The organism is Rhizobium sp. AC27/96 (assembly GCF_001692325.1).
In the GTDB taxonomy this organism is placed as follows: domain Bacteria; phylum Pseudomonadota; class Alphaproteobacteria; order Rhizobiales; family Rhizobiaceae; genus Rhizobium.
The window spans coordinates 975,186-995,198 of the sequence record NZ_LXKN01000018.1 but is presented as its reverse complement, the minus strand read 5'-3'; the positions used below and the strand labels follow the sequence as shown (position 1 = coordinate 995,198).

Below are 20,013 nucleotides of genomic sequence, written 5' to 3'. Positions count from 1 at the left end.
CGGCGCTATCTCCCAATGGCGTAGGCTTGCATCAAACGCGGTGTTGCTGCAGCGCGCAAGAGGCCATCTTTATCTCGCCGCGCTGCGGTAAGCCGCCCCACGGTCCATTCCGGCGCAACGGTTAGCTGATGGCCTTTCCTGCGGAGGGCATCGAGCACTTCGGTGTTGAAGTTCGCCTCCGCCGTCAGGCCGCCGGGCTCGCGTGTGCGCGGATAGAAGGAGCTCGGGAAATGGGTGCTGTGGAACAGCGGTTTGTCGATCGCTTCCTGCAGGTTCAGTCCGTGGTGGACATAGCGCAGGAAGAAGGAGAGCTGCCATTGTTCCTGCTGATCACCGCCGGGCGTGCCGAAGGCGAGTGTCGGCCGGCCCTCGCGCAGCGCCAGCGTCGGGGTCAGCGTCGTACGCGGGCGTTTGCCCGGGGCAAGCGAGGAGGGCAGGCCCGGCTTCAGCCAGAACATTTGCGCACGCGAATTCAGGCAGAAGCCGAGGCCGGGAATGATCGGTGAGGATTGCAGCCAGCCGCCGGAGGGAGTGACGGAGACCATATTGCCCTCGCGGTCGATCACGTCGATATGCACGGTGTCGCCGCGCTTTTCGGTGAGATGCGACATGGTGGGCTCATAGACCGCGCCGCCCTTGGCTTCGGGAGTTTCGAGCATCTTCATGGTGAGATCGTACTGGCTCTCGAATCCCGGCAGCTTGCCTGGGCGCAACGCAAGTGAGGCCTCCGGGGAAATGAGCTTGCGGCGCTCATCGGCATAGGCATCCGACAGCAGCGTATCGAGCGGTACGGTCGTGAAATTCGGATCGCCGTAATAGACTTCTCGATCGGCAAAGGCGAGCTTCATCGCTTCCGTGACCGTGTGAACGAAGTCCGTGCCTGCCGGATCCATACCGCCAATGTCGAAGCCCTTGAGCAGCGACAGAGCCTGCAGGAAGACCGGTCCTTGGCCCCACGGACCGATCTTGGCGACGGTCCAGCCGTGATAGTCGTAGGTCTTCGGTTCCTCGATCGTGGCGGACCAATTGGCCATATCGTCGGCCGTCAGCACGCCCTTGTGGCGCTGGCCGCTCGCATCCATCACTTCGGCCTTGCTGACATAGGTGTCGATCGCCTCCGCAACAAAGCCGCGATAAAAGGCATCGCGGGCCGCCTCGATCTGTTCTTCGCGGTCGCTCTTGCTTTCGGCCTCCGCAACGACACGCTTCCAGGTTTCGGCAAGAACCGGATTTTTGAAGTTGGACCAGGGTTCCGGGGCGGAGCCTCCGGGGAGCCAGGTCTCATAGGAGGTCGGCCACTCCCCGCGATAGAAATCGGCAAGACCTGCGATGGTGGCGGAAACACGCGGCAGGATGGGGTGGCCGTTCTCGGCATAATGGATGGCCGGTTCAAGGACGTCGCGGACGGTGAGCCTGCCGTAGTCGCGCAGCATCAGCATCCAGCCGTCGAAGGCACCGGGAGTGACGGTGGCGAGCAGGCCATCTCCGGGGATCAGCTTCAGCCCTTCCTTCGTATAGTGCTCGATCGTCGCTCCAGCCGGCGCCGGCGCCTGGGCACAGATGACCTCGACCTTGTCCTTTTTCTTCGAATAGAGGATGGCCGGCATATCGCCGCCTGGCCCACAGAGATGCGGCTCGACGATCTGCAGCACGAAGCCGGTCGCGACGGCGGCGTCGAAGGCGTTGCCGCCCTTTTCGAGAATGCTCATGCCGACGGCGGAGGCGATCCAGTGCGTTGACGTGACGACGCCGAAGGTTCCGAGAATTTCAGGGCGAGTGGTGAATGCGGTCATTGGGGGCACCTTTTCAGTTTATTCATGCTTCGCGCGGGTCGAGCGCATCGCGCAGGCCGTCGCCGAGGAGATTGAAGCCGATCACGACGAGAAAGATGGCGGCACCCGGCCACATGGCCATCCAGGGCGCCTGTTCGAGATAGTTTTTGGCGACATTGAGCATCGAGCCCCAGCTCGGAGCCGGCGGCTGCTGGCCGAGCCCAAGGAAGGAAAGGCTGGCCTCTGCGATGATGGCTGTCGCGATGGTGAGCGTTGCCTGCACCAGGATGGGTGCAAAGACGTTCGGCAGGATATAGCGGGTGATGATGCTGAAGTGACGCAATCCGATCGATCGGGCGCCTTCGACATATTCTTCTGTCTTCACCGCCAGCACCTGACCGCGCGTCAGCCGCACGAAGACCGGCGTTGCCGAAAGGCCGATGGCGATCATCGCATTGGTGAGGCTCGGTCCGAGAAAGGCGGCAAGCGCAATGGCAGTGATGAGGAAGGGCATCGCCAGGAAGGCTTCGGTGATGCGAGAGATGATCTGATCGATCCAGCCGCCGTAATAGCCGGATATCAGGCCGAAGGGCACACCGATGGCGACGGCGATGGCGACCGAGAAGATGCCGGCCATCAAGGACGCCTGCGCTCCCCAGATCATGCGGGAGAGGATGTCCCGGCCGAGATCGTCGGTGCCGAGCCAATGCGCTGCCGACGGCGCCTTGCGGATCGCCGACCAGCTGGTGGCGACAGGATCGGGGATGGGTAGGAGCGGTGCCAGCACTGCGAGCACGGTAAAGAAAAGGATGATGCCAAGCCCGACGAGCGCGCCCTTGTTGGCCTTCAACTTGCGCCAGGCCCGATTGGGAGCGCGCTTGGCTGAGGGCGCGGCTGCGGCCGTCTGTACGATCGTGCTCATAGGGCTGCCCTCATGCGTGGATTGAGGAGGACATAGAGAATGTCGGCGATCAGGTTCATCGCGATGAAGCCGATAGCCGTGCAGAGCACGACGCCCTGGACGACTGCGTAATCCCGGTTGAAGACGGCATCGACGATCAGCTTGCCGAAGCCGGGGATGGTGAAGATCTGTTCGGTCAGGACAGCGCCGGCCAGAAGCTCGCCGAAGAGCAGGGCGCTGACGGTGACAATGGGCAGGACGGCATTGCGGAAGCTGTGCTGCAGGACCACCGCCGTCTCCGGCAGGCCCTTGGCGCGGGCCGTACGGATATAGTCGGCGCTAAGCACGCTGAGCATCGAAGAGCGAGTGTGGCGCATCAGCGTGGCTGCGAGCGCATTGCCGAGCACGAAGGCCGGCATCAGCATGGTCTGGATCGAGCGCCAGGGGGCCTCGAAGAATGGCTGATATCCGGAAGCCGGCAGCCAGTGAAGCTTCACGGAAACCAGCAGGATCAGCATGATGCCGAGCCAGAAATTTGGCACAGACAGGCCGCAGAGGGCAACGATATTGGCCAGGAAATCGATGAATGTGTTCTTTTTCACAGCCGCCAATATGCCCATTGGAATGCCGATGGCGAAGGCGAAGATCATCGACATGACGGCAAGCTGGATGGTGACCGGCAGCTTTTCGGCAACCAGCGTCAGCACCGGTTGGTTGGTGCGCAGCGAAACGCCGAGATCACCCTTGGCGACACCCTGCAGCCAGTAACCATATTGATAGATGACGGGGTCGTTCAGGCGATACTTCTCGCGCAGCAGCTCGAGAACCTGCGGATCGCGCTCCTCGCCAGCCATGGCCAGCACGGGGTCGCCCGGCAGAAGCTTCTGCAGGGAGAAGACGAAGATCGAAATGATCAGCAGCGTCGGTATCGCGACGAGCAGCCTCTTTCCGATATAGCTATACATGGGCAGATCCTCGCCGCGCTATCGAATGCCGGAAGAGCCATGCGGGGGAGGCCCGCATGGCGTTCTGGCTCAGTTGCTCTTCTTCACACCGGCAAGACGGATCATTCCGTCTGGCGAGGCAACGAAGCCGGACACCTTCTTGTTGTAGGCCCAGATCCAGGCCTGATGTCCGAGGAAGATGATCGGCAGGTCCTTGTCTAGGATGGCCTCGGCTGCATCGTATTTCTGCTTGCGCACGGCATTGTCCTGGGACTGGCGTGCCTCAAGCAGCAGCTTGTCGACCTCGGGATTGCTGTATTTGGAATCGTTGAGGCCGGCGCCGGTCGTCACGAATTGCTGGATATTGCCGTCGGGATCGGAGCGGCCGGACCAATCAGATCGGCTGAGCTGGTAGTTGCCGCTCGACTGCGCGTCCAGCAGCGTCGCAAATTCGGTAGTTTTCAGCGTCACATCGAAACCGGCTTCGGCGACCATAGACTGGATGATCTGCATCATCTGCATCGAGACGGGATTGTTGGCGACCGCAAGCTCGACGGGGATCCGGTCGAAGCCGGCTTCCTTGATGAGGGCCTTGGCCTTGTCGACGTCTCGGGCGGGAACCGGCACATCCTTGTCGAACCACGGGCTGTTGGGTGCGAATGGCTGATTGCCGGCAAGACCGGTGCCGTCAAAGACGATCTGCATGGCGGCTTCGCGATCAATCGCCAGCGAGAAGGCCTGACGCAGGCGCTTGTCTTTGCCGAGCGGATTATCGGCGCGCGCACCATTGCCGACATTGGCATAGACGCCGAGCCAGCCGGTGCCGATCGCATCGGCATAAACGAGATTGGGGTCGCTCTTCACCGTGCCGACATCGGATGCCGCCACGCGCTCGATCATGTCGAGATCGCCGGAGCGCAGGTTTGCGAGGCGAACCGTCGTGTCGGGGATCGGCAGGTAGGTGACCTTGTCGATGAAGATATTGTCCTTGTTCCAGTAATCCTGGAACTTCTCAAGCACGATGCGGTCCTGTTGTACGCGCTCGACGAACTTGAACGGCCCGGAGCAGACGGGATGATCGCCGAACTTCGCTCCGGTGGCTTTCGCCGCCGTCGGCGAGATCATCATGCCGGAACGGTCGGAAAGCTGGGCGAGCAGCGTGACGTCGGGCGCCTTCAACGTGAAGGTGACTTGGTATTCGCCCGATGCCTCGACTTTGGCGACGGAGGAGAGCTCGCTTTTGCGGCGCGATTCCGGCAAGGTCTGGTAGCGCTGGATATTATCGACCACCGCCTGTGCGTTGAACGGCGTCTCGTCCTGGAACTTGACGCCCTGGCGCAGTTCCATGATCAGCTGCTTGCCATCAGCGGACCATTTCCACGAGGTGGCGAGCTGCGGCACGAACTGCAGATCCGGGGTGACGTCGACAAGCTTGTCGCAAAGGGCGGTATAGACGATGCGGCCGACGAATGTGCGCGATTGAGCCGGGTCCAGCGCGTCGGCATCATCCTGCAGGCCGATCTTGAGTTCGACAGCGAAAGCCGGCAATGCAACCAAGGCACCGGCGGCAAGCGATGTCAGGAATTTGGCGATCTTCATCTTGTTCTCCTGATTATGATTTTCGTTTTTTGCAGTCTCGGCCGGTTTCCTCTCCGGCCGTGGTCTGGTGCGGGCAGGCCTTTGGTCAGCCCACCTCTTCAGTCAGCGGTTCCTGCTGGTGTCGCGCATCGAGCGAGGTGATACGGATCAGGCTTTCCTGGAGCATCAGCAGATGCTCGCGCATGGCTTCGGCCGCACGCATCGGGTTGCGCGCTGCAATGGCGTCGATGATCGCCATATGCTGCGCATAGGAGACTGGGCGCGTCTTGTTGATGCTGCGGGCCAATTCGCGAATGGTTTGCCATGCCTCGTCCTGGCGAACATGGTTGATGACGTCGAAGATGGTCAAAAAGAACTGGTTGCCGGCACTTTCGGCGATCAGCCGATGTAGCGCGCCATCCCAAAGCTCGCGGCTGTCGGCATCGTCGCTGGCGGTGATTTTCTTCGTCAATTCATACATGCGGTCGATGTCATCGGGCTTGGCGCGCATGGCCGCTAGCTGGGCCAATTGCGGCTCGATGCGCAGGCGCACCTCCATGACTTCCATGAGATCGGTGCCGGCGACCAGTGAACTGACATGCTCGCTCCAGCCGTCCGGGCGCTGCCCGGCATAGGTTCCAGAACCCTGGCGTCGCCACACGCGACCCTCGGCCTCCAGTACCTCCAGCGCTCGCCGGATGGCGCGGCGGCTGATGCCGAAGGTTTCCGACAGGGCGCGCTCAGTCGGAAGTTTTCCGTCTCCCGACAATTCATCCGAATTCAAAAGGCCCCGGAGCTTTTCCAGGGCATAGACCGAATTCTCCGGAAGGCTGCTGATTGCCATGTCGAGGGGTGAACCAATTTCGAATTGGTTCAATAAAAGTTCAACACAACCCTGCCGTCAAGCTCTTTTTTGTGCAATTTATGCAATGCACAATGTTTGTGCGCAATGCACCGAAACGGCCTTTGAAACAGTGCCGTCTGAGTGCAATTCTGGATAGATTTTGCCCGGCGTATTGGCGCCGGGCTTGGGGTTCAGCGACCGATGGTCCGCGCCGAGATCGCCGTCTCGGGGGTGAACTCGAAGTCCTTGTCGAAGGGATAGGTCGGCTTTGTCTTGCGCAATCGTGGCAGGCGTTCGACGAACTGGTCGACGACCCCCGGCGAAAGCGCCATCAGGTTCGGATTGGCGATCGGCGCCAGTTCCGGCGAGAGATAGCCTGACTTGACGACGATGATCTTTGCATTGTGCGGATCGAGGCCAAGGCGCGTGAAGTCGGAGATATTGTGATAGGGGCGGCGCTTTACCGACAACACCAGATCAATGCCGCCGATGGAGACCACCGCCTGCGCATCGATCGGGTCTGCGGCTTCGAGCAGGAATTTGACGGTGAAGCTGCCTTTTACGGGCTTGCTTCCCTTCGTATCGAGCGATGCGCCAACCGAGAGATCGAGGGTGGCGCCAATGCCAGCCGCGTAGCAGGCTTCCGTGGCTGCCTTATCGGCGATACCGGCGAAGATGACGCCCTTCGCATTGTTGGCGATAAGCTCAGCGAGCACATCGGCGCGATCTCCGACGCCGCCGCCTGTGGGATTATCGCCGGACTCGGCCAGAACCACAGGCGCGGTCGGGCTGGCGATTGCCTTGGCAACGCACTCCTCGATGGTGCCGGTCTCGCAGCCGAAAACGAAATCCTTGCGCACATCCCAATAGGCCTGCGCGAGACGTTTCGCTTCCCGTTCGAGAACCGCACGATCCGTGCCGGTCATGATGGCAGCGGCCGTGGCACGCGGCTCGTCGGCCCAGACATAACCGACCATCAGCGAGGCATCCCAGACGCCGTCGATGGCATCGATCTCTGGCAACATGTCATAAAGGCTCTTGGCCGGTTCATCGACAGTGCTCGTGCGCTCGCCCGGCAATACCACAGGGATCGGTGCCCAGAGCAGGATCGGCTTGACGCCGGTCTTCAGGCTTTCCGTCAGCATCTTCACGGCGCGGCGCATGGTCTCTTCGACGTCGATATGCGGGGCGGTGCGATAGGTGGAATACATGTCGAGCGCATCGATGATGCGCTGGGTGACGTTGCCGTGCAGATCGTAGCTGGCCGAAACCATGCAATCGTCGCCGACAACGGTGCGCGCGGCGCTGATCCAATCGCCCTCGGCATCTTCCATGCCTTCGACATACATGGCGCCGTGCATGGCAAGGTAGAGCCCGTCGAGCGGCAGCAATGGCTTCAGGCGCTCCAGGAACTCGGCCTTGAAGGCCTCATATGTATGGCGGGCGACCGGACCGCCGGCGATGGCCCTGGCATGGATGGTCGGCAGGAATTCGCCGTCATAATCCCGAAGAAAGGCGAAGTAGGGCGCGGCTATCAGCTCTTCGCCACGAAGAACGCGAAAATCCTTCTCCTCGTTCAGGACGGGATTATAGGTGCTGCATTCGATGTGAATGCCTCCGACGGCGATGCGCATGGGAACCTCAATTCGGGGTGGGACCAATCAGAAAATTATGGGCGGCAATGCTTGCGGCGCCGCGTGCCCAGACATCGCCATCGACGCGCTGCGTGCGGATCGGCGTCTGGCCGGCATAGCGCGGCAATACGTTCGCCTCGGCTGCCTGGCGCATGACGGTGCCGAAGAGGCCGTCGAAGCGGCCCTCGACATGGGTGATCAGGATCATGCCGGGATCGTTGAACTGGATCAGATGGGCAATTGCCAGGCCAAGCGCATTGCCGGCGCGATGCAGGATGCGGATGGCTGCCGCATTGCCGAGCGAAGCCTCGGCCTCCAGATCGTCGAGAGAATTGCAGGCGAGACCTTCAGCCTTCGCCATTTCCTTGATCGCCTTCATCGAGGCGACCGTGTCGAGGCAGCCACGCTTACCGCAGCGGCAGGGCGAGCCATTGGGTTCGATGGTGCAATGGGCAATCTCGCCGGCACCGCCGTGATTGCCGCGATAGAGATTGCCGCCGATGAAATGCGCGCAGCCGATGCCTTCATCGAAGGAGACCACGCTGAAGTTCTGCACATCGCGCGTGCTGCCGAACAGTTTCTCGCTGACGGCGACGGCCTTTGCGTCGTTCTCGATGAAGGTGTCGATGCCGGTCTTCTGCCTGACGATGCTCGCAAGCGGCGCGTCCTTCCAGCCGAGCAATGTCGATTGGACGCAGTTTGCCTGTTTCTCGTCGACAAAGCCCGAGAGCGCAATGCCGATGCCGTAAAGCTTGCGGAGTGCATCCTCGCGTTCCGTCAGCAGTCTCGGCAGCATCTCGGCTATCGACTCGGCGATAATCTCCGGATCGCGGGATCGCGGCATGGTCTGGCGTGCGACGATGTTGCCGTTGAAATCGCTGAGCACCATCGGCGCAGGGTCTTCAAGCAATGAAATACCGACGAAGAAGGCGCCCTCCGGGTGCAGATCCAGCAGGATCGACGGGCGGCCCTGGCCATAGATCGTCTCTGTCTCGTGCAGGACGCCAAGGGAGATCAGGTCACGGGCAATTCCGCTCATCGCTGCCTTGCTCAAACCCATGGATGCTGCAAGAACGGTGCGGCTCAGCGGGCCTGATTGGCTGATCACGCGCAGAAGCTGCTGCTGGGAAGAGGTGAGCAATTCGACGTTCCGCCTCAGATCTTGGTCTGTTTTTTCCGACAATAAGTTCAGGAAATAAACAAATCAACGGAAATTAATTTAGAGAATGGCTTATTGGCGGACATCGCAATAGATGGATTCAGTCAAGCCACGCGATCTGCAGTTGCGTTTAAACAGTTGACACCTCCCCATATCAGTATGCAATGCTTATCATAACAATTCAGGCAAAATCCCCTCAGTCGCCTCGTCTTCCGGCGTCGATTCCAAAAATCAAACGCTCAACCATGCCGCCTCGACGGCCTGTGCGTATTCGATGCCGGGTGCAGCAGTCAGAAAGGAATACCATGTCCAGCACGGTCGATCGTTCGAGACGCCCGTTGGTCATCGTCTCGATCATGCTTGCGACCTTCATGGTTGCCGTCGAAGCGACGATTGTCGCGACCGCCACGCCGCGCATCGTCGGCCAGCTCGGCGGGTTCACCTATTACAGTTGGGTCTTCTCGGCCTTTCTGCTGGCGCAGTCCACCACGACGGTTATCTATGGCAAGCTTTCCGATATTTTCGGCCGCAAGCCCATGCTGATCGGCGGCATACTGATCTTTCTCGTCGGCTCGACGCTTGCGGGCTTTGCCTGGTCGATGGCGTCGCTGATCGCTTTCAGGCTGTTGCAGGGCCTGGGCGCCGGCGCCATCCAGCCGGTGACGATGACGGTGGTCGGCGATCTCTACAAGCTGGAAGAGCGCGCCAAAGTGCAGGGCGCGCTTGCCAGCGTCTGGGCGGTGTCGGCCGTCATCGGTCCGCTCGCCGGCGGCATCATCGTCGACAATCTCTCCTGGGCGTGGATCTTCTGGATCAACCTGCCGGTTGGCGTCCTTTCCATCGCCGGCTTCATATTCTTCCTGCATGAGCGCATCACGCCGCGCGAAGCGAAGATCGACTATCTCGGCACGATCCTGTTTTCGATCTCCGTCGTATCGCTGCTGGTCATTCTGACGGAAACCGATTCCGGCTTTGCCGTTCTTGGTCCCCTAGCGATCGTCTTTATTCTCAGCGGCATCCTGTTCATCTGGCAGGAAAGGCGGGCGCCTGAACCGATCATCTCGATCGCGCTCTGGAGCCAGCGATTGATCGCAACCAGCAATGCCGCGACCCTGCTTGCCGGCATGGCCTTGATCGGCCTGACGACGGTTCTGCCGATTTATGTTCAAGGTGTTCTCGGCCGGTCGCCTCTTGAGGCCGGCTTCACCCTGACCATGCTGATCGTCGGCTGGCCGCTGGCGGTGATGTTAGCCAGCCGGTTCTTCCGCATGTTCGGCATCCGCAGGACATTGCGCGCCGGCAGTTTCATGTTTCCGTTCGGCGCTCTCTTTCTCCTCTTCCTCACCCCGGAGAGCAGCCCGATCATCGCCGGCGTCGGCTCGTTTCTGATGGGCTTCGGCATGGGCCTCATCAGCCTCACCAGTGTCGTGCTGGTGCAGGAGAGCGTCGAGTGGTCGATGCGCGGCAGCGCGACCGCGTCGATCATCTTCTCGCGCAGCCTCGGCAATACGCTTGGCGCCACGGCGCTGGGTGCGATCATGAATGTCGGCATCGCGCATTACGGCAGCGGTGAACTGGCTACCAGGCTACACGACCTTCTGAACCAACCAACCGGGCTTTCCGATCTCGGGGGCGATCCGGCCATCAGGGGTGTTTTTGACGCCGCTCTGCATTGGAGCTTCTGGGCAGTCGTCGTTGTCGCCGTCACGACCTTCGCAACCATCTGGCTCATTCCGGTGGCTCACGACGCCGGTCGCCGGACGGCAGTCAAGACGGATGCACAGGATGCCATGACGCATTGATGGAACGATGCCGGCACTGGTTTTGGGTGCCGGCATCTGTTCTGCGTCGGGGCAAGCGGATCAGGTGTCGTCGTAGGTCATAAGCCAGGATTCGAGCAGGCGCCGGGAGGCATGAAGCGCGGCCTCGGAATCGCGCGCGGCGATCGCATCGAGAATGGCCTTGTGAAAGGGCAGGGCGCGCTTCTGGCCCTCCGCGATATCCTCGAGACCTGAAAGCGTGCGATTGGCATAGATCCCGACCGCGATCAGGTCGATCAACTGCGAATAGATCATGTTGTGGGTGGCGGCGAAAATCGCCGTATGAAAGCGCAGGTCGGCATCGGCATTGGTGTTGATGTCACCGATGCTGGAAGCCATGTCCTCGTAAGCGGAGCGAATGGCGGCAATGTCCTGCTCAGTGCAGCGCGCAGCCGCGCGGGCCGTTGCTTCCGGCTCCAGTGCAAGCCGGAGATCCTTGATCGCGCGCATGATTTCCACCGAAGGCCCGGTCTCGTAATACCAGACCATGACATCGGTATCGAGGTGATGCCAGTTGGAGCGTTCCTTGACGCGTGTGCCGACGCGGGTTTTGATTTCCACCAGCCCCTTGCCGGCAAGGCATTTCATCGCCTCGCGGATGACGGTGCGGCTGATGCCGAACTGTTCGACTAGGTCTGGCTCGTTCGGCAATGTCGTGCCGACCGGATAGTGCCCGCCAACGATGCGGCGACCAAGCTCGTGGACGAAATAGCCGAAGACGCCACGCCGAGGGATCGTACCGTATTTTCGCACAAAGGCATCGAATGGTGATTGCGTTACGATCAGTTTCGACTCCGGGGTGGCCGGAGTGGGCATTGCGTCAAGGCTTTGTTTCATTATGCGGGGCTCTCATTTCCTATTGCTGCGCCATCGAGAGAATAATCATCAGTCTATACTTGCTTGGTAGGCTTCATGCTGATGTCTGGGCTTGTTTGAGGCTGTTCCATAGTTTCCGATATCGATCCTGTCGTTCTTCATGCGGCATGTTTCTACGAAAAACCCTACCATGTCTTGTGCGCGAATGCCTACTAGCCCGCTGTGATCGCTCTGTTTACCGATGTAATGCTTGAGCGCCCGACGCTCCGCGCTTGCCTGCACCGTGAGACTGAGCTGAACGGCGATCAAATTGCGCCCACTTCAATAGGCGAAACGTGATCGCAAGAGCGATTGATGGGACGATTTCGATCTATCGTAAACGTTGCCGAAGCGCTTAAATGCGATGAAATGCCGGGAGGATTCGGAGTGACTGACGAATGAATGAGATGTCCACGCGCGGGCAGCGGGAGGAAAAGCAGACATTAGCGGGTTCGCGGTCGCTGTTGATCGCCTTGCTCGTGGCCGGTGCCTTTTTCATGGAAAATCTGGATGGCACTGTTATCGCGACGGCGCTGCCGCAAATGGCGGTATCCTTCGGTGCCCGTCCGGTCGATCTCAATATCGGCATGAGCGCCTATCTTCTGACGCTCGGGGTCTTCATTCCGATCAGCGGCTGGATCAGCGATCGTTTCGGCGCTCGGCTGGTGTTCACCACGGCTGTCGTCATCTTTACGCTCGCCTCGGTCCTGTGCGGCTTTGCCAACGGCATCGGCTCGTTTGTCGCGATGCGCATCCTGCAGGGCATTGGCGGGGCGATGATGGTGCCGGTGGGCCGGCTCGTAGTCTTGAACAATACACCGAAGGACAAGTTGATTTCGGCAATTGCGACGATCACCTGGCCGGCGCTGGTCGCGCCCGTTCTGGGACCGCCGCTCGGCGGCTTCATTACCGACCATGCGAGCTGGCGCTGGATTTTCTTCCTCAACCTGCCGCTCGGTATTTTGGCATTCGTTTTTTCGCCCATGCTCATTCCCGAAACCAAGAGCACGGCGCGACCGCCTTTCGACTGGATCGGGTTCATCGTCAGCGGCGTTGGGTTGGCAAGCCTGATGTATGGGCTGGAATTGATCGGTCGTCCCGACCCTGTCTGGCTGGAAGCCGGAGCCTATGTAGCGGTCGGGCTGGTCCTTCTGACCCTATCCGTTTTTCACTTCCGAAGGACAGAGCATCCGCTCATCGATCTCTCCGGATTGAAGCTGCCGACCTTCGCAGTCACCATCTCCGGCGGATCGCTGTTTCGTACCGCCATCGGCGCGGTGCCGTTCCTGCTGCCGCTGATGTTTCAGGTCGGCTTCGGGCTCAGCGCCTTTCATGCCGGCATGCTGACACTGGCGGTCTTTGCCGGCAATCTGGCCATGAAGCCGGCAACGACGCCGATCCTGCGCCGCTTCGGCTTCAAGCCGGTGCTGATCGTCAATGGCATCCTGAATGCCGTCTTCATTGCCGCCTGCGCTTTGTTTTCGCCCGATAAGCCACTTTGGTTCATCGTGCCGGTGCTGTTCATCGGCGGCATGTGCCGCTCCATGCATTTCACGGCGTTGAACACGATTGCTTTTGCCGACATTCCGCCGCGGCAGATGACGGGCGCCAACACGCTGTTCAGCACGGTTTTCCAGTTGACGATGGGCATGGGCATTGCCGTGGGCGCGATCGGTATCCGTATTGGTCAGGCCGTCAGCGCGCCGCTTGGCATCGGCGGCATCGTCGCCATCGAGTTTCGCCTCGCCTTCGTCTTGCTCGGGATTATTGCGCTGCTCGCCGTGCTCGATTGCCTGCCGCTCGATCGCAAGGCTGGCGATAACGTGTCACGCAAACCGAAGGCTGGCGTGAAGAAGGCGGCGTGACGGTCTGTATTGCAGGTTCGTTCAATGCGGATATTGGATGAGATTATAGTGCAACAATATTGCCGGTATGGCCATCAGGATAATCAAGAGCATCGCAAAGCTTGCGGTGCGCAGCACTTTCATCCGGCGGACGCGGTGCCCGCTCCAATCGTATACTGCCATAATGAGCCCTCCCTTTTTTCCTCGATTATTAGAAAGGCAAGAAATGGAACTCCAGTCAATATTGGCAATAGGATGTTAAATAATTAGATTTTTCTAATACTCTCAGGTGTTGGATTGTTTTGCTACATCCGTTGAGTGACTGAGCTTGCATCCGTGCAAAGGTTATTCTGCGATACCCACCCTGGCGATATAACGGGTGAAACATTCGTTTCCGCGGTGTCGGAACTACTGGTTGCTTTGAAAAGAGGAAGAACGAGATGAGCAAGGTGCGTGCCCTGGTGTTGGAGCGTCAGCATGAGCTGGCGATCCGCGATATCGATCTGCCGCAGGAGGTCGGGCCGGGCGAGGTGAAGATCAAGATCCATACGGTCGGTGTCTGCGGCTCCGACGTGCATTATTACACGCACGGCAAGATCGGCCCCTTCATCGTCAACGAGCCGATGGTGCTCGGACATGAAGCGGCGGGTACGGTGGTCGAACTCGGTGCGGGTGTCACGCATCTGAAGGTCGGCGATCGTGTCTGCATGGAGCCTGGCATTCCCGATGCGAATTCCAAGGCCAGCCGCCTCGGCCTGTACAATGTCGATCCCGCCGTCACCTTCTGGGCCACGCCGCCGATCCATGGTGTGTTGACGCCCTTCGTGGTTCATCCGGCCAACTATACCTTCAAGCTGCCTGACAATGTCAGCTTTGCCGAGGGAGCGATGATCGAGCCCTTTGCTGTCGGCATGCAGGCGGCGACCAAGGCGCGCATCACCCCGGGCGACACGGCTGTCGTCCTCGGCGCCGGCCCGATCGGCATTATGGTGGCGATCGCAGCGCTTGCCGGTGGTTGCGCGCGGGCGGTCGTTGCCGACCTTGCTCAGCCGAAGCTCGATATCGCCGCCCAATATCAGGGCGTCGTTCCGGTCAATATTCGCGAGAAGAACCTGGTCGAGGAGATCAATCGCCTGACGGATGGCTGGGGTGCGGATGTCGTCTTCGAATGCTCGGGCTCGCCCAAGGCCTGGGAAACTCTCATGGCGCTGCCGCGCCCGGGTGGCGCCGTCGTTGCCGTCGGCCTGCCGGTCAATCCGGTCGGCTTCGATGTTTCGACGGCATCGACCAAGGAAATCCGCATCGAGACGGTGTTCCGCTATGCCCACCAGTATGAACGCTCCATTGCGCTGATTGCCTCGGGTCGCGTCGATCTGAAGCCGTTGATCTCGGAGACCTTCGCGTTCGAGGAGTCCGTCAAGGCCTTCGATCGCGCCGTCGAAGCACGGCCCACGGATGTAAAGCTGCAGATCGTTCTCGATCAGTAAGATATCTATCGACGTCGCCTTGCTGGCGCGAGGCGGCGTTTTCTTCCATTTTGCACGATCCCGTAGACGGCCCGGCAGAAGCGATGCAAGCCTTTCCAGGAAAAGTGCGCAGCCGTTTCCGTCCGGAATGCGTAAAAACAAAGCGGCAGAGCACTTTCGCTATTCGAAGCAGAGCGAAAATGCTTTAGGTAGCCTGAAACAAAGAGAAACGGGCTTAACGCCGTGAAACGGGAAGGACTGCCGTGCCGCACGACGTTGCATTGATTGCATTGATTGCCGCTGGCTTCGTATTCGCGGCTGTTTTCGGCTATCTGGCCGACAGGCTGCACCTGCCGCCATTGGTTGGCTATCTGGTTGCAGGCGTGATCATCGGCTCGTCGACGCCAGGCTTTGTCGCCGATGTTTCGCTCGCATCGCAATTGGCCGAGATCGGCGTCATCCTGCTGATGTTCGGGGTCGGCTTGCATTTTTCGGCGGCCGATCTGCTCGCGGTGCGCGGTGTCGCCATTCCCGGCGCCATCGGCCAGATCCTGATAGCCACGCTGTTGGGCATCGGCTTGGCCTCCCTCTGGGGCTGGGGCGTCGGTGCCGGCGTGGTGCTGGGATTGAGCCTTGCCGTCGCCAGTACGGTCGTGCTGCTGAAAGCGCTGGAGGAGCGCAATCTGGTGAGTTCGACGAATGGCCGCGTCGCCGTTGGCTGGCTCATCGTCGAAGATCTGGTCATGGTGCTGGCGCTCGTGCTGCTGCCGGCCTTTGCCGGTGTCATGGGCGGCCACACGGATGCCGGCGAGCATGCGGCATCCGGTGCGATCTGGCTGACGATCGGCATGACACTGGTCAAGGTGGCAGCCTTTGCTCTTGTCGCGATCTTCATTGGTCCGCGCATCGTCCCCTGGCTGCTGACATCCGTTGCCCGAACGGGCTCGCGTGAGCTCTTCACGCTTTCGGTTTTGGCGATCGCGCTTGGCATCGCCTTCGGGGCGGCGGAGATCTTCGGCGTTTCCTTCGCGCTAGGAGCTTTCTTTGCCGGGCTCGTGATGAGTGAATCGCATCTCAGTCATAGGGCGGCGGCCGATTCCCTGCCGTTGCAGAACGCTTTTTCCGTGCTGTTTTTCGTCTCCGTCGGCATGCTGTTCGATCCGTCGGTGCTGGTGCGCGAACCATTGATGGTTGGGGGTGTGCTCGCGCTCATCATGCTCGGCAAGTCGTTGATCGCTTTCGGTGTGGTGTTGCTGCTGCGTTATCCGGCCAGCATGGGATTTGCGGTTGCGGCCGGTCTGGCGCAGATCGGCGAATTTTCCTTCATTCTGGCCGGGCTTGGTGTTTCGCTCGGCCTGTTATCGCGAGAGGGGCAGGATCTCATTCTCGCAGGTGCGATTCTGTCGATCACGCTCAATCCGCTAGCCTTCTTCGCGGTCGAGAAAATCGAGAATTGGACGTTCGCGCGGTGGCCATCGCTGGCCAACAAATATGGCATGGCAAAGCAGGATGGGCTGCGCCGTGAGCTGACCATTATCAGCAAGCAGCGTGAGGAAAGGGATCAGCAGCATCATCTCGAGATCGAGCAGCTGATCGAAACTTTTCCGATGTTTGCCGAGCTGGATGACAATGCGCATGAAGAGCTTCTGCTGCTTTTCCGGCCGAGATCGGCTTCTCCGGGCGACCGCGTCATCCGCACCGGCGACCGTGGCGACAGCATGTTCTTCATCGCCTCCGGCGCCGTGGAAGTGCAGCTTGAGGAGGACGAGATCCCGCTCGGCGCGGGTGCCTTCTTCGGCGAAATGGCTCTATTGACGGGCGCGCGCCGCACCGCAGACGTCGTTGCCGTCGATTTCTGTCAGCTCTTCGTGCTGGAACGCCGCGATTTTAACCTGTTCATGTCACGGCATCCGCAATTGCGCGCAGCCGTCAGCCGCATGGCGCGGGAACGGCAGGAAAGCAACGTGTCGCGCCAACGGCGCGACGAGGCGCAGGATGCTGGCTGACGCCGGGCTCTAGCGCCGCTTCAACCAGGATTTCGAAACCCGGCACGCCATGGTGTAGGCCGGATCGAAGACATTGCCGACATCGTACCGAACGACCTGACCGAGCAGGTGGCTGGCAGCGGTCTTGTCGAGACCATAATCAGAGTCGAGCCAGCGCAGCATTTCGCTCGTGGCATGCTGTAGTGCCTGGTCGAGTGGCCGAGCGTTGCCGATGGTGAAGATGTCGTCGGCCGTTTCGCCGCGCGGCCAGATGATCGTCTTCCTCTTCTCCACGCTCAGCCGCACCGTCACCTCGAAGGTGGTCTCGATCCCCGTGCCGACGATCTCGCCGTCTCCCTGCACCGCATGGCAATCGCCGAGGAAGAAAAGGGCGCCCGGCGCCGATACCGGGAACCAGACGGTCGTGCCCGGTCCGAGCAGCCGGTAATCCATATTGCCGCCGAACTCGCCGCTGGTGGCGGTCGAGATCGCCTGGCCGAGCGAAGGCGCCACCCCAAAGCAGCCGATCATCGGCGAGAGCGGCAGGGTGAATGCCTCAAGGCCGGCGACCGGTTCCGCAAGCCTGGTCGTCAGAGCCTGACGATCGATTTGCCAGATCACCTTCCTGCTCTCCGGCAGGGCTCGTACATCACGCGGATCGACGACATTGCCGGCAACGACGCTGCGGGTGAATCCCGTATCGCGTGTCGGCACCATGGTCAGAATTTCGACCTTGAGGGAATCGCCCGGTTCCGCCCCTTCGACGAAGATCGGGCCGTTCATCGGATTGGGGCCCGAGATGCGGTTGATATCGTGCTTGTCATAGCCGGCCGCATCGAGCGTTTCGGTAATGACGGTATCGCCATCGGCAATATGCAGGGCTGGAGGCAATGAGCCGATGACGTTGTGGTAGGTGTTTGGAACGAAGCGATGTGATGTCATTGCGTCTGCTGCCCCTTGTGCATTCCTGATTTGCCTGACCTTAAGCGGCTCGCATGACGAGGAAAAGATCAAACACGATCGTGCCGATCGATCATTGCCATTAGTTCGGCGGCAGGCCGCCGAGATAAGGCATGCTGCGTGATGGCAGCTTCTTCAGCAGCGCATCAAGCGCAGGGGTTGGAAAGCGGCGCTCAAAGGGGACTGCCCAGGCGATGTCGTCCGCCTGAAGGTGCATTTTTACTTGTTGAGCACCGGCTGCAGCCGCAAAGGAGGAGGGGTCGTCAATCCCGGCAACGACTGCCCGAACGAGACGAGGCAAGGCATTGTCATCGGCCGCGTAGAGATCGATACCATTGGCGGAGGCCAATTCCGCTATTGTCACGAGAGGAGCGGCGGCGAAAATGTGATAGTGGAGCGCTCTGGATCGCCGCACCATTTCCAGTGGCAGGGTTCCATTCGGCTGGATCTGGCTCGCGCCGATCTTGAAGCTGCCGACGCCCTAATCGAAAAGATCCTTTCGGTTTGCCGCAATGCCCGCAGCCATGGCGGCAAACCCGGCCCAGTAGCGATGATTGTTGCGGCCATCGCTCTTATCGTCTCGCTGTTGGTAGTAGGTGATGTTATGCGATGCGACGTCGGCGAGCCATCCCGCTATCCGCGAGCCTTGATCTGACGGGATGCTGGTATCGGAGCGGATCTTGAGCCAGGTGACCGCGAAGGAGCCAAGCACCCAACCCTGCACATAGACTGCCTGGTTCGTCGTCGTGGCGCCGGTCAGCGCGCCGCTGGTGGCAAAGCTGTCGAGGAAATGTGCGGCGCAGGTCGCGCTGGCTTCACCGTCTCCGGCTCGATAGCGGTCGGCCATGGCATTGACGGTTCGCATTGCCGCACGCAGGCTGCCGGTCGCCTCGTCATAGGCCTTCTTGCGCACGGGATCGACGATCGAATGCGCCGCGTCGCTGTAATAATCCGCCGCCTTGATAGACGTCGGCAGATTGGGTGGCGTGGGGCACGTGAATGGCTCGTTCTTTTGCACGGAGACAGGCGTGTCCCATGGGCTTCGCAGGTCGGCGGTTTGCGCCTGGGCGACATCAGCCAACAGGAGAGACATGGCCACGACAGCGGATTTTCGGAGGATGGCATCGAAGCGAGACATTTGACACCTGACCTGTAATGGGTGTTTGCGGCGGGATCGTCAGATGACTATTGCCGGGTTGATGGCGATTTTGCGTTCATCATCGGCTGGCGGCTGCCTAGCCGAAATGATCGCGAAATGCCTGCGGGGTCGTACCGAATTTCCGCATGAAGTTGCGCCGCATGGTCTCTTCCGATGCGAAACCGCAGCGCGTCCGTGCTTGATGAACTGTTAACCCTTCTTCGAGAAGGCGCCGCGCCGCTTCGATGCGAATCTCTTCCACGGCTCTGGCCGGTGTGCGCCCCGTGCCTTTCACGTAATGACGGGAGAAACTGCGTGCACTCATATTCGCCTGCTCGGCAAGGACGGGCAGGGAAAGGTCGGCGCGCAGATTGTCCATGATCCAGGCATGCAGACGGTCAAAGCGTTCGTCGCTTTGCTGCAGGCGCAACGCCGAGCTGAATTGCGCCTGGCCACCTGGTCGCTTCAGGAAGACGACGAGTTCTCGCGCCACCGAAAGCGCCAGCTTGCGCCCGAGATCCGCCTCGACGAGCGCAAGGGCAAGATCGATGCCGGCGGTGACGCCGGCGGAGCTCCAGATCTGCCCGTCCTGAACGAAGATCGGATCAGGTTCGAGCTTCACCAGAGGGAAGCGTTTCGAAAACTCTTCGATGCGGTTCCAGTGAGTTGCCGCCCGTCGTCCGTCGAGAAGGCCGGCTTCGGCGAGCAGAAAGGCGCCGCTGCAGACGGAGGCGGTTCGCCGGGCGCTGGCTGATCGCCGTCGTATCCATTCGACCAGCTCCAAATCTTCGCAAGCCTTGTTGACGCCCCAGCCGCCGGCGATCAGCAAAGTGTCGAGCGAGCCACTGGTATCGCCGAGCGGCTCCGTCATCAGCACAAGGCCCGAGCTGGTCCTGGTTTGTGTGCCGGCCGCAACGGCGACGGCCTCGTAGGGCTGCGGCAGGCCATTGTTGGACGCGGTTTCATTGGCGCTAGTGAAAACCTGCAGCGGACCGGTGATATCCAGCAGCTGGGCATTCTCAAAGGCGAGTATCTCGATGCGGCGCATGATTGGCAAGAAATGAGGGTTGATTGGCAAATGCGCCAAATTGTTCTCGCATAAGATTGGCAAAG

General features: G+C 60.4%; 15 protein-coding genes and 1 pseudogene. 4 read left to right on the top strand and 12 right to left on the bottom strand.

Going from position 1 to position 20,013, the window contains the following annotated elements; genetic code table 11:
• Positions 1-5 precede the first annotated feature (5 nt).
• The 7 genes from A6U86_RS18215 to A6U86_RS18185 all read right to left on the bottom strand — a co-directional run bounded on the left by A6U86_RS18215 (position 6) and on the right by A6U86_RS18185 (position 8,814).
• A complete protein-coding gene (locus A6U86_RS18215; RefSeq protein ID WP_068393863.1) occupies positions 6-1,793 on the bottom strand; it encodes a gamma-glutamyltransferase family protein in 1,788 nt (595 codons plus the stop codon).
• A 22-nt stretch (positions 1,794-1,815) separates the two neighbouring features.
• Positions 1,816-2,694 (bottom strand): ABC transporter permease, encoded by an 879-nt coding sequence (locus tag A6U86_RS18210; protein ID WP_068393861.1) that lies wholly within the window; start codon positions 2,692-2,694, stop codon positions 1,816-1,818.
• Positions 2,691-3,638, bottom strand: a complete 948-nt coding sequence (locus A6U86_RS18205) for an ABC transporter permease (protein WP_068393859.1) — start codon at positions 3,636-3,638, stop codon at positions 2,691-2,693. Before A6U86_RS18205 ends, A6U86_RS18210 begins: the two co-directional genes overlap by 4 nt.
• A 69-nt stretch (positions 3,639-3,707) precedes the next feature.
• Complete coding sequence (locus tag A6U86_RS18200; protein ID WP_068393858.1) at positions 3,708-5,216, bottom strand: ABC transporter substrate-binding protein; 1,509 nt, start codon at positions 5,214-5,216, stop codon at positions 3,708-3,710.
• 85 nt (positions 5,217-5,301) lie between these two features.
• The gene (locus A6U86_RS18195; RefSeq protein WP_068393857.1) at positions 5,302-6,039 is read right to left on the bottom strand and encodes a FadR/GntR family transcriptional regulator; all 738 of its coding nucleotides are present in this window, start codon (positions 6,037-6,039) and stop codon (positions 5,302-5,304) included.
• 191 nt (positions 6,040-6,230) lie between these two features.
• Positions 6,231-7,673, bottom strand: a complete 1,443-nt coding sequence (locus A6U86_RS18190) for a M81 family metallopeptidase (protein ID WP_068393856.1) — start codon at positions 7,671-7,673, stop codon at positions 6,231-6,233.
• A gap of 7 nt (positions 7,674-7,680) precedes the next feature.
• Complete coding sequence (locus tag A6U86_RS18185; protein ID WP_068394108.1) at positions 7,681-8,814, bottom strand: ROK family transcriptional regulator; 1,134 nt, start codon at positions 8,812-8,814, stop codon at positions 7,681-7,683.
• Between the two features lie 323 nt (positions 8,815-9,137).
• On the opposite strand from A6U86_RS18185, the gene A6U86_RS18180 reads away from it, so the two are divergent.
• Complete coding sequence (locus A6U86_RS18180; protein WP_068393854.1) at positions 9,138-10,634, top strand: MDR family MFS transporter; 1,497 nt, start codon at positions 9,138-9,140, stop codon at positions 10,632-10,634.
• 60 nt (positions 10,635-10,694) lie between these two features.
• Here the strand turns inward: A6U86_RS18180 and A6U86_RS18175 are convergent, their stop codons facing one another.
• Positions 10,695-11,489, bottom strand: coding sequence for a FadR/GntR family transcriptional regulator (locus tag A6U86_RS18175; protein ID WP_068393849.1), 795 nt, complete (start codon positions 11,487-11,489; stop codon positions 10,695-10,697).
• A 416-nt stretch (positions 11,490-11,905) separates the two neighbouring features.
• Here A6U86_RS18175 and A6U86_RS18165 point away from each other — a divergent pair, with 416 nt between their 5' ends.
• Complete coding sequence (locus A6U86_RS18165; protein ID WP_198929066.1) at positions 11,906-13,372, top strand: DHA2 family efflux MFS transporter permease subunit; 1,467 nt, start codon at positions 11,906-11,908, stop codon at positions 13,370-13,372.
• A 21-nt stretch (positions 13,373-13,393) separates the two neighbouring features.
• On the opposite strand, the gene A6U86_RS35460 is transcribed toward A6U86_RS18165, so the two are convergent.
• Positions 13,394-13,534, bottom strand: coding sequence for a hypothetical protein (locus A6U86_RS35460; RefSeq protein WP_158008762.1), 141 nt, complete (start codon positions 13,532-13,534; stop codon positions 13,394-13,396).
• A 257-nt stretch (positions 13,535-13,791) separates the two neighbouring features.
• On the opposite strand from A6U86_RS35460, the gene A6U86_RS18160 reads away from it, so the two are divergent.
• Both A6U86_RS18160 and A6U86_RS18155 read left to right on the top strand, forming a co-directional pair.
• The gene (locus A6U86_RS18160; RefSeq protein WP_068393847.1) at positions 13,792-14,838 is read left to right on the top strand and encodes an NAD(P)-dependent alcohol dehydrogenase; all 1,047 of its coding nucleotides are present in this window, start codon (positions 13,792-13,794) and stop codon (positions 14,836-14,838) included.
• A gap of 242 nt (positions 14,839-15,080) precedes the next feature.
• Complete coding sequence (locus tag A6U86_RS18155; RefSeq protein ID WP_068393844.1) at positions 15,081-16,823, top strand: cation:proton antiporter; 1,743 nt, start codon at positions 15,081-15,083, stop codon at positions 16,821-16,823.
• A gap of 9 nt (positions 16,824-16,832) precedes the next feature.
• Here A6U86_RS18155 and A6U86_RS18150 read toward each other — a convergent pair whose 3' ends face one another.
• The 3 genes and pseudogenes from A6U86_RS18150 to A6U86_RS18135 all read right to left on the bottom strand — a co-directional run bounded on the left by A6U86_RS18150 (position 16,833) and on the right by A6U86_RS18135 (position 19,948).
• On the bottom strand, positions 16,833-17,744 hold the full coding sequence (locus A6U86_RS18150; protein ID WP_068393841.1) for an acetamidase/formamidase family protein: 912 nt from the start codon (positions 17,742-17,744) through the stop codon (positions 16,833-16,835).
• Positions 17,745-17,844: 100 nt separating this feature from the next.
• A pseudogene (locus A6U86_RS35880) lies at positions 17,845-18,855 on the bottom strand (alginate lyase family protein).
• A 142-nt stretch (positions 18,856-18,997) separates the two neighbouring features.
• Positions 18,998-19,948, bottom strand: a complete 951-nt coding sequence (locus A6U86_RS18135) for a GlxA family transcriptional regulator (RefSeq protein WP_068393835.1) — start codon at positions 19,946-19,948, stop codon at positions 18,998-19,000.
• Positions 19,949-20,013: the final 65 nt, after the last annotated feature.

Coding starts and splice junctions, on each gene's coding strand:
- A6U86_RS18215 (WP_068393863.1), bottom strand. CDS start 1,793: ATGACCGCATTCACCACTCGCCCTGAAATTCTCGGAACCTTCGGCGTC.
- A6U86_RS18210 (WP_068393861.1), bottom strand. CDS start 2,694: ATGAGCACGATCGTACAGACGGCCGCAGCCGCGCCCTCAGCCAAGCGC.
- A6U86_RS18205 (WP_068393859.1), bottom strand. CDS start 3,638: ATGTATAGCTATATCGGAAAGAGGCTGCTCGTCGCGATACCGACGCTG.
- A6U86_RS18200 (WP_068393858.1), bottom strand. CDS start 5,216: ATGAAGATCGCCAAATTCCTGACATCGCTTGCCGCCGGTGCCTTGGTT.
- A6U86_RS18195 (WP_068393857.1), bottom strand. CDS start 6,039: ATGGCAATCAGCAGCCTTCCGGAGAATTCGGTCTATGCCCTGGAAAAG.
- A6U86_RS18190 (WP_068393856.1), bottom strand. CDS start 7,673: ATGCGCATCGCCGTCGGAGGCATTCACATCGAATGCAGCACCTATAAT.
- A6U86_RS18180 (WP_068393854.1), top strand. CDS start 9,138: ATGTCCAGCACGGTCGATCGTTCGAGACGCCCGTTGGTCATCGTCTCG.
- A6U86_RS18175 (WP_068393849.1), bottom strand. CDS start 11,489: ATGAAACAAAGCCTTGACGCAATGCCCACTCCGGCCACCCCGGAGTCG.
- A6U86_RS18165 (WP_198929066.1), top strand. CDS start 11,906: ATGAATGAGATGTCCACGCGCGGGCAGCGGGAGGAAAAGCAGACATTA.
- A6U86_RS35460 (WP_158008762.1), bottom strand. CDS start 13,534: ATGGCAGTATACGATTGGAGCGGGCACCGCGTCCGCCGGATGAAAGTG.
- A6U86_RS18160 (WP_068393847.1), top strand. CDS start 13,792: ATGAGCAAGGTGCGTGCCCTGGTGTTGGAGCGTCAGCATGAGCTGGCG.
- A6U86_RS18150 (WP_068393841.1), bottom strand. CDS start 17,744: ATGACATCACATCGCTTCGTTCCAAACACCTACCACAACGTCATCGGC.
- A6U86_RS18135 (WP_068393835.1), bottom strand. CDS start 19,948: ATGCGCCGCATCGAGATACTCGCCTTTGAGAATGCCCAGCTGCTGGAT.